The following is a 14,045-nucleotide window of genomic DNA, read 5'->3' as shown; positions in this document are numbered from 1 at the left end:
ACCCTTGTGGTTAAAGTCAACATCGCCTCCGATATAAAGGAAGGCCGACTAAAAGCGGACTTTGCGTCCAACGTCGGCATACCCCTATGAAGGGGCATGTTTCCTTTTCGCTTTCGAGCATAAGATTAACTAAAACATTCGCCATTAATGGCGAATGTTTTAGTTAATCTAATCTCCTTGAAAATGCATTTACATTTGCATTTTCTGCGTGCGATGCTTCGCTGTCGTAGCATTCCTTGTCCTACGAAGGTATGTTCAATTAAAACCGCCACTTTTTGTGCAATGTTGAACCACCTGGCATGGCCAGGCGCAATCCGTACGTCGCAAAGCGGGTACTCTGCGCTTTTCTTATAAACATTTTAATCGAATATCAAATCCATGTCGTCTAATAATTGAGGTGAGCTTATGGTAGGTTTTTTCAAAATTAATGGAATGAAATATGAAGAGATAATCGAAAAATATGGTACTGGCATAAAACAAGTGGCGTATTCCTATGTGAAGGACCGTCATATAGCTGAAGATATTACCCAAGAAACGTTTCTACGGTGTTTTACAAAGAGGAAGACCTTTAAAGGGAAATCAGCTTTACATACGTGGTTATACCGGATTGCAATCAATCTCAGTAAAGATCATTTAAAAACAGCCTACCGTACACATGTAACAGTGGATGATAATTTAGCACATACCGAAAACACACAAGCTCCTTCTGCTGAGCAGGTTGCTATGAATCGATTCAAAGAAGGTAACCTAACGAATTATATTTTGGATTTGCCAATTGATTATCGAGAAATTATTATTCTCTATTATTTTAAGGAATTTAATACTCGTGAAATATCGGAAATGCTAGAACTTCCAGAAGGTACGGTGAAATCAAGGCTACGTCGATCAAAAGAATTATTGAAGGATGAGGTGAATGAGGATGAGAGATAAGGAAATCAAAGACCAATTAAAGAATTCAGAGCACTTTCGGGACCTAGAATTTTCGAACATTAGTAAAAAGGCAGTCACAAAAAAAGCTTATGTACAAAATCTAATTCATGATATTTTTATTGCATTATACACCTTATTCTTTTCTTTTGTTTACTTTGTTACCATTCACAGTGGTATCGTAGCTCGCTACATACCAGAATTAATTCGAATTGTCTTATTCATTGTAGTTATCATTTTCTTTTTTATTTTATCTAAAAAGCTAGCTTTATGGGTCCGTCAATTGCCTAAATGTTCGATCATCCAATTTGTTTCGAGCTTTTTGATAGTCATGTATTTTATATACCAAGGATTTACACCGTATTTTTATTCCGATGATTTCTTAATCCAACATGGTGTTGAGAAGATTGAATTGAAATATACGTTTGATGATGTTGATTTGACGCAAGAAGAAAGGGAAGAGATAGCGAATGAACTTTTTGTTAGTGAAATGGCCTATGCCAACTTACTCATGTATGAAATACGTGATCCACAACCTGCCGACTTAACATTGATTGACTTTAAAGTAATAGATATTGAAAGAGTTTTTAACAGATATCATTTACATGTGGAGATTACGGACGAATTAAATGGTGCCATTCAAAAACAAACAATGACTTTTACCTTTAGCAAAGGTATGGGGGTATTTAAGTTAGAAGGGTATAGTTAGTAGGTTTTCTTACTGTAAGCAAAATCTATATTGTAGTAATCTATTTATAGAAGGAGTGAGTTTTAATGAGTAAAATTGTACCAGAAGTGACGTTAAATGATGGATTAACAGTGCCTGTTATTGGGTTAGGTACATATAAGCTTAGAGGGTTTACTGGTGTTCATTCCATCCAGAGTGCAATTGATGGTGGCTACCGTTTGTTAGATTCAGCTTATAATTATGAAAATGAGGGAACAGTTGGTGAGGCAGTTAGGAGAAGTAGTGTTCCAAGAAGTGAGTTGCGAATTACCTCGAAATTGCCTGGTCGTTATCATGATTACGATAATGCTGTGAATGCGATTGAAGAGTCATTGTATCGCGCTAACCTAGATTACTATGATATCTATTTAATTCATTGGCCAAATCCGAAACAAGAAAAATATGTAGAAGCGTGGCAAGCACTGATTGATGCAAAAAAATGGGGACTAATTCGTTCTATTGGAGTATCAAACTTTTTACCAGAGCATATTGAACGCCTAGAAAAGGAAACAGGTGTCTTACCAAGTATGAATCAGATTGAACTGCACCCATATTTCAATCAGGAAGAACAAGTGAAATGGCATCATGAAAAAAGAATTCAAACAGAATCGTGGAGCCCGCTTTATCGTAGTAATGAGATTATGTTAAATCCGATGATACAAGAAATTGCTAAAAATCATTCCAAAACACCAGCACAAGTTATTTTACGTTGGCATTATCAGTTAGGGTCAATACCTATTCCAAAATCTTCATCAACTGAACGTCAAACGGAAAACATCTCAATTTTTGACTTTGCCCTTGAGGATCACGAAATGAAGAGTATTTCAGACTTAACTCGTGCTGATGGAAGAATGCGAAATCAAGATCCAGCAGTATATGAAGAATTTTAACCGTAGTCTTTGGACTACGGTTTTTAATTGTAGGCAGTATTTTTGATGTGGTTGAGGGGGCTCGGGATGGGGATGCTCGCCAAGGGTGTTTTACGCTCGCCCCTGGGTTGAATATGCTCGCCAGGGTTGTGTATTCGCTCGCCCTCAGGTTAGAAATGCTCGCCAAAGTTGAGAACTCGCTCGCCCCCGGTTTGAAGATGCTCGCCAATGTAGAGAACTCGCTCGCCCCAGGGTTGAAGATGCTCGCCAGTGTAGAGAACTCGCTCGCCCCCGGGTTAGAAATGATCACCAATGCTGAGAACTCGCTCGCCCCTCGGGTTGGAGATGCTCGCCAATGTAGAGAACTCGCTCGCCCCCGGGCTGGAGATGCTCGCCAGTGTTGAGAATTCGCTCGTCCCCGGTTTGAAGATGCTCGCCAATGCTGAGAACTCGCTCGCGCCCTGGTTGAATTTGCTCCCCAATGTCGTGTCCGCGCTCGCCCCCAAGCTAAATACGCTCCCCAATAGTCCAATCTGCTCCCACACAGGCAAAACTCGCTCCCCAACACAACTCCTAACCCAATCCTACTTCGCTAAAAAGTTCTCTGTATAATAAGGTTGGTTGTCTTCGTTAAAGGCGACTCCTACTGCTAATGCTTCAAAGGCGGGGTTTAATATGTTGTCTCGGTGGCCTTTAGAGTTCATGAGACCTTCATGGGCAAAGATACTACTGGATTGCCCTGCTGCAAGGTTTTCGCCTGCTGTTCGGAAAACAATTTGGTCTTCTTCCATCCGGTCAAATGGTGATTGTCCTAGTGGATTTGTATGGCTAAAATAATTGTTTTCGGCCATGTCGATACTGTGGTTTCGTGCTGTATTTCTTACGGATTCATCCCAATTTAAAACGGGTAGCCCATGAATAACACGTGAGGCATTGGTTAGGTCAAATAATTGATATTCCAATCCTTCCCTAAGTTCTGGGCTAGGGATTCCAAAAAATGCTTCTTTCTTTTTTTCTAGTTCTTCACTAATTAATTCTACGGCAGTGATTGTATTGTTTTCATGTTTGTCATAAAAAATAGTTACATAGCTATCATCCAATGAAAACGTATCATATTCATTGTGAGATTGTATTTTGTAATTGATTAATCCTTTTCTTATCCCTGAGAGAGGTTCTCCTAGAGTGGAGAGGACGGTATCTCTTGTATCGTTAAAGGAAAGGTCAATAGTTGTTGATAGAAGATCTTGATTTGTATATAATCCTACGACTCTATTATGCTCGTCATAGGCAACCATAAAGAAGTTATGATAATTTTCATGGTAAGCATGCCACATTACTCCATATTCATTTAACGATTCTCTGTTTGCTGAACCAACTTGGGATTCCACTTCTTCTTTCGTATCACCGATTTCTATGTTGTGGATAGAAAAGGACTGAACAGAAGGAGCTTGTAAATTTGGCTTATCTGGCGCAGGAATGTTTGGTTGTATTTGCTCATCTTCATCCTGGATATTTTCGGATATTTTTCCAATTAATAATTGAACCCCAGTAGAAATTGTATCCACTGTTTCGATAACGATAGGGTTTTCTCTGATCTCGTCTACATCAGTAAGGAAGTCTTCCTTAACCCCTTGTAACCCGGATTGATTAAAGGTTTCACCATATAAATGCCAAAGTGCCATAATGATGATTACTAGAATAATAAAATTCCGAACTTTGGACATTTTTCTACACTCCTTACCTAGTAAATTCCCTTATCTTATTTTAGCATAATTCCTCGAATTTATAGTATTAACAGTTCAATAGAAGAAGTATACACAAAGAATATATAAAATAATGGAAATAAATTACTTTTATATATGATAAAATGAAAGAGGGGTGATAATAATGAAAATTACGGATAAATACGTCCAAGTGGCATTTATTCTTTTATCGCTATTATATATGGAACTCATTTTAAGAATTGCTGTTGAAAATCATATGATTCATGTATTTTCAAAAGGAGTTCTTGTTACACTTTTATTTTCAATTTCGTTATCTTTTTTAATTGTCGCGATAACTAGTATATTTCATCCTAAACTTAATTTTGTTTTACATCTTTTTTTTCTATTAATCGTAACTGTTATTTTTTCTAGTCAAGTAATCTATCATGATATCTTCAGGACGTTCTACAACTTCTTCTCTGTTGGTCATGCTGGTCAAGCAATGGAATTTTCACATACAGCAATGGATGCAATAGGACAGAACATAATTTGGATTATCCTTTTGTTCTTGCCATTTCTATTTCAAGTGATTTTGGGTGAAAAAATATTTTCTTTTGAAAGAGTTAAGCTCCAAGTTGTGGGGATGTTCGTTGCATTTTTTGTTCTAATTCATATTTCTGGAGTTGGTTTAATTATAAGTGGGAAAAACATTGAGGAACAGGCATATGAGATGTATTTTAATGAAACATCGCCAAATCTTTCAGTTGAAAAATTAGGATTATTTACCACGATGCGAATCGATCTCCAACGTTACATAACGAAGTGGTCACCAACCGTAGAGGCTCCGGTTTTTGCTGATGGGATACCAGAAGAAAAGGAAGAACCAGAAAAGAATGTGGTAGATGATGAACCAGTAGATGAGGAAGAAGAAAGTTCCCATATACCTGAACCTAATACAGAGGAATATGGTTTTAATGTACTGGATATCGATTTTGATCAATTAATCAGTGAAGAAAAAAATGAAGATATTAAAAATATGCATCACTATTTTCAAAGTGTTGAGCCAACAAAGAAAAACGAATTCACTGGTAAGTTTGAAGGATATAATCTAATTATGCTAACAGCTGAAGGCTATGCTCCCTATGCTGTTCAGAAGGAAGTTACACCAACACTTTACAAAATGGTAAATGAAGGATATCAATTTAATAATTTCTATGTTCCGCTATGGGATGTGAGTACGTCTGATGGGGAATATGTTGCCTTAAATGGGATTATACCAAAACCGGGAGTATGGAGTTTTTCACGCTCAAGTGATAATGAGGTGCCGTTTGTCTTTGGAAATCAGTTAAAGAATATTGGTTATGCAACCTATGCCTACCACAACCATACGTATGATTATTACGACAGAGACCTGTCACACCCGAATATGGGATATGACTATAAGGGAGTAGGGAATGGACTACATGTAACTCAAACGTGGCCAGAATCGGATTTAGAGATGATGGAAGAAACAATAGATGAATATATAAATAAAGAACCGTTCCATGCATATTATATGACGGTGAGTGGCCATTTAGAATATAACTTTGGTGGCAATAATATGGCCCATAAAAATAAAAAATATGTGGAAACCCTTGATTATTCGGAGCAAGCAAAAGCTTATTTAGCAACACAAATTGAATTAGATCGGGCATTACAATACTTAATTGAAAAGCTTACTGAAGCAGGAGTAATGGAACGTACTTTAATTGTTTTAAGCGCCGATCACTATCCTTATGGACTTGAGTTTGAAACAATAGATGAATTGTCAGGTAAAAAGGTCGATCAAGATTTTGGGATTTATAAAAGCAACCTAATTGTCTATACAGAAGATATGGAAAAGACAGAAGTGGATAAACCAATGTCTAGTTTAGATATTTTACCAACTATCTCGAATCTACTCGGGTTGGAATATGACTCGAGATTATTGATGGGCACGGATGTTTTTTCAGATGCACCTTCCTTAGTTATGTTTCGAAACAAAAGCTTTATAAGTGATATTGGAAAATATAATGCAATCACTGGTACGTTTACTCCTTTTAATGAGAAGGAAGTAGAAGATGATTATGTGAAGAAGGTCTCTTCTATAATTGATCAGAAATTTTATTATTCAACTAAGATCCTAGATGAAAATTATTATGAAAAGGTAATGGATGTCATTAAGGATTGATAACTGTAGTCAAGACGAGCCTGCAATAATGTATGATTTCCTGTCATGTAGTTATGCTAAACATGAACTTTAAATGATAGGAGAATTTCATGTTGCAGGCATTAATGTGGGGTGGGATTGCTGGTTCTGCTCTTTTTATTGGTGGGTTAATTGGGATTAAATTTAAAATTAACAAAAAGCTTCTTGCTTTCATCATGGCGTTCGGCTCTGGAGTATTGATAGGTGCAGCAGCATTCGAAATGCTGATAGTAGAAGCAGAAGAAGCAGGACTTATTCCGACAATAATAGGGTTTATGGGTGGAGCAATTGTATTTACAATTTTTAACTTTATACTTGCAAAAAAAGGTGCCAATCAACGGAAGCGCTCGCGAAAAAATCCCGAGGGACATTCTGGTTTGGCTATTTTTATTGGTACCATTATTGATTCTTTACCAGAGGCAATTGTTATCGGTATAAGTATGATTGATACGAATGTAAGTTTAGCCTTAGTAGTAGCGATATTTATGAGTAACTTACCAGAAGGGTTATCAAGTACGATAGGATTAATGGAAGATAATTACTCCAAAACAAAGATTTTGTTTATGTGGGGTGTCGTATTTGTATTGACATCGCTTTGTTCATGGGGTGGATATACATTGCTAGATAATGCATCGGAAAATGTTGTTGCCATTATTAATACTTTTGCAGCAGGTGGTATCGTAGCAATGGTGAGTTCGACCATGATGCCTGAAGCTTATGAAGATGGTGGGCCTAGTGTAGGTCTTATTACTTCGATAGGTTTGATGGTATCCCTAGTTTTATCTGTCTAAAATCTGGGAATATAAGAATATGAGGGCATAAGTAAATTGAGAGAGATTCCTCATTTCCATTGCTCTTATTTTCCTTTAACATGGATACCATGAATATTGGAGGAGGCCCTTTTTGGAGAAGAAGAACTTAATAAGGATTATAAACAAGAAACGAAATGTTATGTTGGAAACTGCTGAGACGAAGGGTATGAATGACAAAGAAACCGTAAAACGAAGTCAGGAATTAGATGAATTAATTATGGAATATCAACGTTGTTCAATTAAAGAATGATGCTGGAACTACCTGAAATGTATATGAATAAACTTCCCTATTGGTATCATCTTAACAATAGGAGGTGCTAAGAATGGGAAGAGACCGTCAAGAGAAAAAGCTAAAGCAAAGTGGACGAGTAGAATCCGATCGCGATGTTGGTCTTCGTTACAAAGGTAGAGCTAAAATGTCAAGCCCGGAAGAAGCAAGACGATTAAATGATGGACATAAATAATTATTGGGAGAGAGCCTTTTTTAAAAGGGCTCTTTTTACATGAATAGCATTTCTTAATGTTACCAATACTTGTACAACGAATGTCATTACATGGAGGAACTGTGTTGAATAAATTTAAATTTTGGATAAAAATTCGTGACAGTTTTTGGTTTACCCCAACAGTATATGGTGCTTTTTCTATTATATCTGTTGTTGTATTTCATTTAATTGACGAAATGATTCTAACTGATTTAGAACATCGTTTACCTGAGATTTTATTTATTGAAGAAGAAATAGCAAAAGGACTATATACATCGTTAGTTACTGCAATTCTTACGATGACTACCATTAGTTTTTCGGTAATCATGGTTGTTCTAACAACATATTCATCGCAATTTTCCCCTCGAACATTACAAGATTTTATGCAGAGTAAGGTAACCCATCATGTATTAGGCGTGTTTAGTTTTGGCTTTATTTTTGCTTTAGGCAATTTAGTGTTGTTGGGGATGCATGATACGATGGTTGGGCCGATTCTTATGTCCATCATTGCTATTGTCTGTTTAGCATTTTTTATTTACTTTATACACCATGCTTCCAAGTGGCTCCAGGTTAGTAGTTTAATTCAGTTTATTCATGTTGATAGTGTGAAGGTAATCCAAAATTATTCGAATAAGAAGGATTTTGGTGAGTATGAAACGTGGGACGAAGAGGAAGTTAAAAACATTACCGAGCGATCGACGCATGAGTTGCTATCTAAACATTCGGGCTATATCCAAAAAATTGAGTGGTCTATGCTTGTGAAATGGGCAAAGGAAAAAGAAACTGTCATCGTGTTAAAGCAAGAGATTGGAAATTATGTAACGAAAGGTTTACCAATTTTAAGTGTGAATGAAAAAATACCAGTCGAACAGTTAGAAACTATAGAAGAGTGGATAATTATTGGGAATGAACGAACAGACTTAGAAGATATTGAATTTAATATCCAAAAGCTCGTCGAAATAGCTGTCAAAGCTGTATCCCCTTCCATTAATGATCCAGATACAGCCATTGATTGTATCAATCGAATTGGCTCGATATTAAGTGATTTAGGCAAACACTATAAAAATGTTGGATTTTTAACGGATCAAGAAGGTCAGCTCCGATTAATTAAGAGAGTGAAAACCTTTGAGGATTATTTATATAAGAGTTTTTATCAAATTGTATATTATGGAAAAGAAGATGTGTCAGTTTGCTATGGAATTTTAGAGATTTTATATAAAATTGCTCTTTCTAATAATGAGGAACTGAAAAGGAAAGTGTGGGCCTTTCACTATTATATTGTAAATAGCATTGCATGGGATTCCTTAGAGGAGTATGACCGTAGACACCTTGAATCAATGTACGATAAGTTAAAACAGGCTTGTGGGAAATGACTTCCCCATGTTGTTAAAGTGTTGTAATGATAATTGTTCTATATTACAATGAATAATTGTGTGCAAATTGATTTACTTCTAAGGGGATTTTTAAATGAATAGAAAAATAGGATTTATTGGCAGTGGAAACATGGCCGTAGCAATTATTGGTGGAATCATCAACTCTGGATTTGCAAGTCCTGATGAGGTTTATTCCTCTAACCGAACGATGCCAAAATTAATGGATGTAAAAGTGAATTACGGAATTCAAATAGCAGATAACAATAAAGAAATCGCTGAGACTTGTGATGTTGTATTTTTGTCTGTAAAACCGGATACGTATGAATCAGTTATCGAGGAAATTCATGACTCCTTAAATCCAAATGCCATTGTTGTTTTAATAGCAGCTGGCCAAACCATTGCTGAAAATGAAGCTCGCTTACCTAATGAGATGAAGGTTATTAAAGCAATGCCGAACACTCCAGCTTTAGTTGGAGAAGGTTTAACTAGTATTAGTATAAATGACTATATTACCGATCAAGATAAAATGTATATAAAGGAACTGTTTGAAAGTATAGGAGAAGTCGAATTTATTGATGAAGAATTAATGGATGTAGCTAGTGCAATCGGAGGTTCTTCTCCTGCATTTGTATATATGTATATTGAAGCCCTTGCTGATGCAGCAGTTTTAAAAGGGATGCCACGTGATCAAGCGTATAAAATTGCAGCACAGGCGACACTTGGAGCTGCAAAAATGGTTGCAGTTACGGATGAACATCCTGGAAAATTAAAAGATGATGTGTGTTCGCCAGGAGGTAGCACCATTCAATCTGTAGCAAGCTTAGAGGAGCACGGATTTCGTAATGCAATCATTCAAGCTGTTAAATCTAATGTAAAAAAACTTGAAAAGTAAAGTAATAGTCTTGATTGCTTTTTATAGTTATTAATAACTCGAAGTTAGTGCTTAGTTGATTTTCGCTGCTGGCAGTCGCTTTCCGCGGGCACGGCTTCAGCCTCCTCGGAAGAAAAACACTTCCTGTGGGGTCTTCAGACACGTGCTGTTCCCGCAGGAGTCGACTGCCATCCGCTCCAATCAACAATCTTTATTGCAATATTATTAAATTGAATTGATGCAAAAAAGGCGAAGGAAATACACGCCCTTTAACATCAAGAACATTTTCCTACGTGCGATGATTATGGTTTCGATGTCCTTCTTGGGACTGTGCCTGCGATTATTCGGCACAAAAGCATAGATGTAACACTGCGTAGTTTCATTGCGATTACTCGCCCACCTAAAACATCTGTCCTACGGGAGCAGAGGCATAGGTGAGACCCCATGATGCGCTTGCGTCTACAAGTAATGCTACGCAGTAGGCTTTCTCAGCGCAAGGGTGCTAGGAAGCCTTACCAAGTAGTTCCCTGGCTCACCAGCCGCCCGAGGCAAAGAAGACACTGTGAAAGTGACCGAAGGAAACTTGAACAGATGTCGCACTTGTGCTGGAAGTGAAAGCGAAGTGTATTTCCGTAGCGATCGAATACATTCAAAATTTGGTTTGTCTCAGACTTATTCACTTTTAAAATTTACATATTCTGTTCTTGCATTTTCTGCCTCTTATGCAGTGTATGCTTCGTTCCCCATTCATGCATTGCTTCCAATATCGGTTGTAAACTTTTTCCATACTCAGTGATGGAATATTCAACCTTAGGAGGGACCTGTGGATAAACAGTCCTTTCGACAATATCTTCTTCTTCTAACTCTCTCAATTGTTTGGTTAGCATTTTCTGAGTGATGCCAGGCATACTTCGTTTAAGCTCACTAAATCTCTGTGTTCCACTTTTCAATAAGTTTAAAAGAATAATCGGCTTCCATTTTCCAACTAAAATACCAAGAGCATCCTCTACACGACATAATTCAGGTTCAATATTCATTGTTATCCTCCAATAGTATCTTTTTGTATACTATATAACTTTTAAGTGCGTACTTACATTAAATATTATTATCTACTATAATTACATATGCAAGAGTAAAATCGAAAAATGAAATAAAACATAGAATATACAGAGGATGATTGAAAGAAATGGAAAAATATCGAATTGATCCAAGTAAAGGATTAGAGTTTGGGCTATATACTTTAGGAGATCATATTTTAAATCCTGAAACAGGTAATAGAATTTCAGCACAGCAACGATTAAAGGAGATTATTGAATTAGCAAAGCTCGCAGACCAAGCAGGTATCGACTTTTTTAGTGTTGGTGAAAGTCACCAAGATTTCTTCACCACTCAAGCACATACGGTAGTTTTATCAGCGATTGCTCAAGCAACAAAGAATATAAAAATTGCAAGTTCATCCACGATTATAAGCACATTAGACCCTGTACGAGTGTTTGAGGATTTCGCAACGATTGACTTAATTTCTAATGGTCGAGCAGAAATCATTGCAGGTCGAGCTTCAAGAGTGGGACTATTTGATTTATTAGGGTATAATATTCATGATTACGAAGATCTTTTTGAAGAGAAATTTGAATTGCTTCAAAAGATAAATGAAGAGGAAGTTGTTAACTGGAATGGACAATTTCGTGCACCATTAAAAAATGCGAAAATACTTCCTCGTCCATTAAACGGTTCTTTACCGATATGGCGAGCAGTCGGGGGGACACCTACTAGTGCGATTAAGGCTGGTTTTGCAGGAGTTCCAATGTTCCTTGCTCATTTAGGTGGGCCAGTTTCCGTCTTTAAACGTTCCATCGATGCGTATCGAAGTGCAGCTGAAAATAATGGACATGATCCTTCTCAATTGCCGGTTGCTACTGCAGGATTTTTCTATGCTGCGGATACGACGTTACAGGCACAGCAAGAGACATATAATTTTATTAATGAAGGTATGAAATTAACGAATGGTAGAGGATTTCCTAAACAACATTTTGCACAAGGAAGTGACCCACGGAATGTTATGAATATAGGGGAACCGGAACTTATCATTGAAAAAATTCTGTACCAACATGAACAATACGGTCACCAACGATATATTGGACAAATGGATTTCGGTGGCGTTCCATTTGATAAATTGAAGCGCAATATTGATTTAATTGGTACGAAAATATTGCCGGCAATCAAAAAGCATACAGCAAAAAAATAGGGGGAACTTTTCATGAAGATTGTTGGTTTGTCTGGCTCGAAAGTCGGATCAAAGACAAGAACAGCAATGGATTATACAATAAATTATATCAATGAGAATTATCCTGAGGCAGATGTAACACTAATTGATTTAAAAGATTATGATGTTCAGTTTAGTGATGGCAGGAATTTTCTAGAATATGAAGGCGATACAGGTTATGTTGCTAGAACGATTATGGAAGCTGATGCGGTTGTAATCGGTACACCAATCTTCCAAGCCTCAATCCCAGCAACATTGAAAAATATCTTTGACTTACTTCCAGAGCAAGCTTTTTTAGATAAAGTCGTAAGTATCTTGGTAACAGCTGGTTCTTCTAAACACTTTTTAATACCCGAACAGCAGCTAAAACCAATATTGTCTTATATGAAAGCACAAATTGTTCAAACGTATGTATTTATTGAAGAAAAGGATTTCTATCGCAAAGAAATTACGAACGAAGATATTTTATTCCGACTTCAAAGACTTGTTGAAGACACGGTTAGCTTAACGGAAACATATCAAAAAATACGTGAAGCAAAAGAAGCGCAGTACGGATTTTAAAGTGTCTTTAAGTTAAGGTAGTCTAAGGCCTGATTGATTTCATCAATGTCATATATTTTTTTATTAATACAAAATTGAATTACTAAATCAAACGGATGATTATCTGTTAAGGAGAAGCCGGCTGCGTGAAGCAGTTTTTCGGTTTCTTTTTCATTTAATTCTAGTGCGATTGCTAATGAAATGGCAGTTGGTTTACTCACTTGGTAATCAGGGTTCGATCGTATTTTAGAAAAATGGCGACGGTCCAGTCCAACTTTTTTATAGACATCTGCATCTTTTAAGCCTTCTTTATCTATATAATGAAATAGAACTTCAGCAAAGGACGCATCTTGTTTGTCTTTAATAAAACTCTCTAATTCATCAATAATGACATCACTTTCTAAGATAGGTTCACGCTTTAATTCACTAAATTTCATCATCGTCCGTTCTACGAGGTGTTCATTGATATACTGCTCGAGTTCATTGAGAATCTTTTTACTTAACATGGTAATCCTCCCTTTTGTCGCTTCTCAGGCGACCATAACGAATGTGAAATTAGCTATTATTATACCATGTTAACGAAAAGAAGGGATGATAGTAGATGAGGAAGTCATTAACGGAAATTATCTTTTTATTGGATCGTAGTGGATCAATGGGTGGCCTGGAAAGTGACACGATCGGTGGATTTAATGCGTTTGTTGAAAAACAAAGCAAATTAGAAGGGGAGACTATTGTTAGTACAATTTTATTCGATGATCAATACGAAATATTGTGGAATGGTAAAAATGCTAAGGAACTACAGTTAACCGATAAGGAATATTTTGTTAGAGGAATGACAGCATTGCTAGATGCAGTGGGGAAAACAATTGTAGAGGTTAGTCATCGAATTTCAAATACAGTAGAAAGTGAGAGACCAGACCAAGTGTTGTTTGTCATTACAACTGATGGATTAGAAAATGCGAGTCAAGAATTTACTTATCAAAACATCCATCAATTAATAACAAACCAAAAAGAAAAACATAATTGGGAGTTTATCTTCTTGGGAGCAAATATTGATGTTCAAAAAGAAGCAAAACGCTTTGGAATTGATGAAAGAGATGCATTTCAGTATGATGCATCTCCGAGAGGTCTAGAGAAAATGTATGAGGTCGCTAATCAAGAAATAAGTTATCGAAGAGGAAATTTGTAAATTCCAATACTATTTCGAAGGTTCGCTCTATTATACTTTTCTTTATTTGTCCAATCAAATGT

General features: G+C 36.6%; 15 protein-coding genes. 12 read left to right on the top strand and 3 right to left on the bottom strand.

Annotation, left to right across the window (positions count from 1 at the left end; translation table 11 throughout):
- Positions 1-405 precede the first annotated feature (405 nt).
- The 3 genes from BUB12_RS10665 (at position 406) to BUB12_RS10655 (ending at position 2,544) form a co-directional block, all read left to right on the top strand.
- Positions 406-930 (top strand): sigma-70 family RNA polymerase sigma factor, encoded by a 525-nt coding sequence (locus tag BUB12_RS10665; RefSeq protein WP_072890780.1) that lies wholly within the window; start codon positions 406-408, stop codon positions 928-930.
- Positions 920-1,636 (top strand): hypothetical protein, encoded by a 717-nt coding sequence (locus BUB12_RS10660; protein ID WP_072890779.1) that lies wholly within the window; start codon positions 920-922, stop codon positions 1,634-1,636. Before BUB12_RS10665 ends, BUB12_RS10660 begins: the two co-directional genes overlap by 11 nt.
- Before the next feature lie 65 nt (positions 1,637-1,701).
- A complete protein-coding gene (locus BUB12_RS10655) occupies positions 1,702-2,544 on the top strand; it encodes an aldo/keto reductase (RefSeq protein ID WP_072890777.1) in 843 nt (280 codons plus the stop codon).
- Between the two features lie 563 nt (positions 2,545-3,107).
- On the opposite strand, the gene BUB12_RS10645 is transcribed toward BUB12_RS10655, so the two are convergent.
- Complete coding sequence (locus BUB12_RS10645) at positions 3,108-4,247, bottom strand: CAP domain-containing protein (RefSeq protein ID WP_072890774.1); 1,140 nt, start codon at positions 4,245-4,247, stop codon at positions 3,108-3,110.
- A 163-nt stretch (positions 4,248-4,410) separates the two neighbouring features.
- Here BUB12_RS10645 and BUB12_RS10640 point away from each other — a divergent pair, with 163 nt between their 5' ends.
- The 6 genes from BUB12_RS10640 to proC all read left to right on the top strand — a co-directional run bounded on the left by BUB12_RS10640 (position 4,411) and on the right by proC (position 10,012).
- Positions 4,411-6,435: an LTA synthase family protein gene (locus BUB12_RS10640; RefSeq protein WP_072890772.1), complete on the top strand. Its 2,025-nt coding sequence runs from the start codon at positions 4,411-4,413 to the stop codon at positions 6,433-6,435.
- An 89-nt stretch (positions 6,436-6,524) separates the two neighbouring features.
- Positions 6,525-7,244 carry a ZIP family metal transporter gene (locus tag BUB12_RS10635; protein ID WP_072890771.1) on the top strand — a complete coding sequence of 240 codons (720 nt, stop codon included), beginning with the start codon at positions 6,525-6,527 and terminating at the stop codon, positions 7,242-7,244.
- Positions 7,245-7,356: 112 nt separating this feature from the next.
- Positions 7,357-7,515, top strand: a complete 159-nt coding sequence (locus BUB12_RS10630) for an aspartyl-phosphate phosphatase Spo0E family protein (protein ID WP_084063302.1) — start codon at positions 7,357-7,359, stop codon at positions 7,513-7,515.
- 73 nt (positions 7,516-7,588) lie between these two features.
- Positions 7,589-7,729, top strand: a complete 141-nt coding sequence (locus BUB12_RS10625; protein WP_072890769.1) for a YpzI family protein — start codon at positions 7,589-7,591, stop codon at positions 7,727-7,729.
- A gap of 104 nt (positions 7,730-7,833) precedes the next feature.
- Positions 7,834-9,120, top strand: coding sequence for a DUF2254 domain-containing protein (locus BUB12_RS10620; RefSeq protein ID WP_084063301.1), 1,287 nt, complete (start codon positions 7,834-7,836; stop codon positions 9,118-9,120).
- 94 nt (positions 9,121-9,214) lie between these two features.
- Positions 9,215-10,012, top strand: a complete 798-nt coding sequence (gene proC, locus BUB12_RS10615; protein ID WP_072890768.1) for a pyrroline-5-carboxylate reductase — start codon at positions 9,215-9,217, stop codon at positions 10,010-10,012.
- Between the two features lie 668 nt (positions 10,013-10,680).
- On the opposite strand, the gene BUB12_RS10610 is transcribed toward proC, so the two are convergent.
- Complete coding sequence (locus BUB12_RS10610; RefSeq protein WP_072890766.1) at positions 10,681-11,028, bottom strand: winged helix-turn-helix transcriptional regulator; 348 nt, start codon at positions 11,026-11,028, stop codon at positions 10,681-10,683.
- A gap of 149 nt (positions 11,029-11,177) precedes the next feature.
- Between BUB12_RS10610 and BUB12_RS10605 the strand changes: the two genes are divergently transcribed.
- Positions 11,178-12,236: an LLM class flavin-dependent oxidoreductase gene (locus BUB12_RS10605; protein ID WP_072890765.1), complete on the top strand. Its 1,059-nt coding sequence runs from the start codon at positions 11,178-11,180 to the stop codon at positions 12,234-12,236.
- 12 nt (positions 12,237-12,248) lie between these two features.
- Positions 12,249-12,815 carry an NADPH-dependent FMN reductase gene (locus BUB12_RS10600; RefSeq protein WP_072890763.1) on the top strand — a complete coding sequence of 189 codons (567 nt, stop codon included), beginning with the start codon at positions 12,249-12,251 and terminating at the stop codon, positions 12,813-12,815.
- Here the strand turns inward: BUB12_RS10600 and BUB12_RS10595 are convergent.
- Positions 12,812-13,300 (bottom strand): hypothetical protein, encoded by a 489-nt coding sequence (locus BUB12_RS10595; RefSeq protein WP_072890762.1) that lies wholly within the window; start codon positions 13,298-13,300, stop codon positions 12,812-12,814. The genes BUB12_RS10600 and BUB12_RS10595 overlap by 4 nt on opposite strands.
- A gap of 95 nt (positions 13,301-13,395) precedes the next feature.
- On the opposite strand from BUB12_RS10595, the gene BUB12_RS10590 reads away from it, so the two are divergent.
- A complete protein-coding gene (locus BUB12_RS10590) occupies positions 13,396-13,983 on the top strand; it encodes a vWA domain-containing protein (protein ID WP_072890760.1) in 588 nt (195 codons plus the stop codon).
- Positions 13,984-14,045: the final 62 nt, after the last annotated feature.

This window comes from Ornithinibacillus halophilus (assembly GCF_900129485.1).
Classification (GTDB): Bacteria; Bacillota; Bacilli; order Bacillales; family Amphibacillaceae; genus Ornithinibacillus; species Ornithinibacillus halophilus.
Note: the sequence above shows the minus strand (reverse complement) of the source record. Positions and strands in the feature narration are given on the sequence as shown.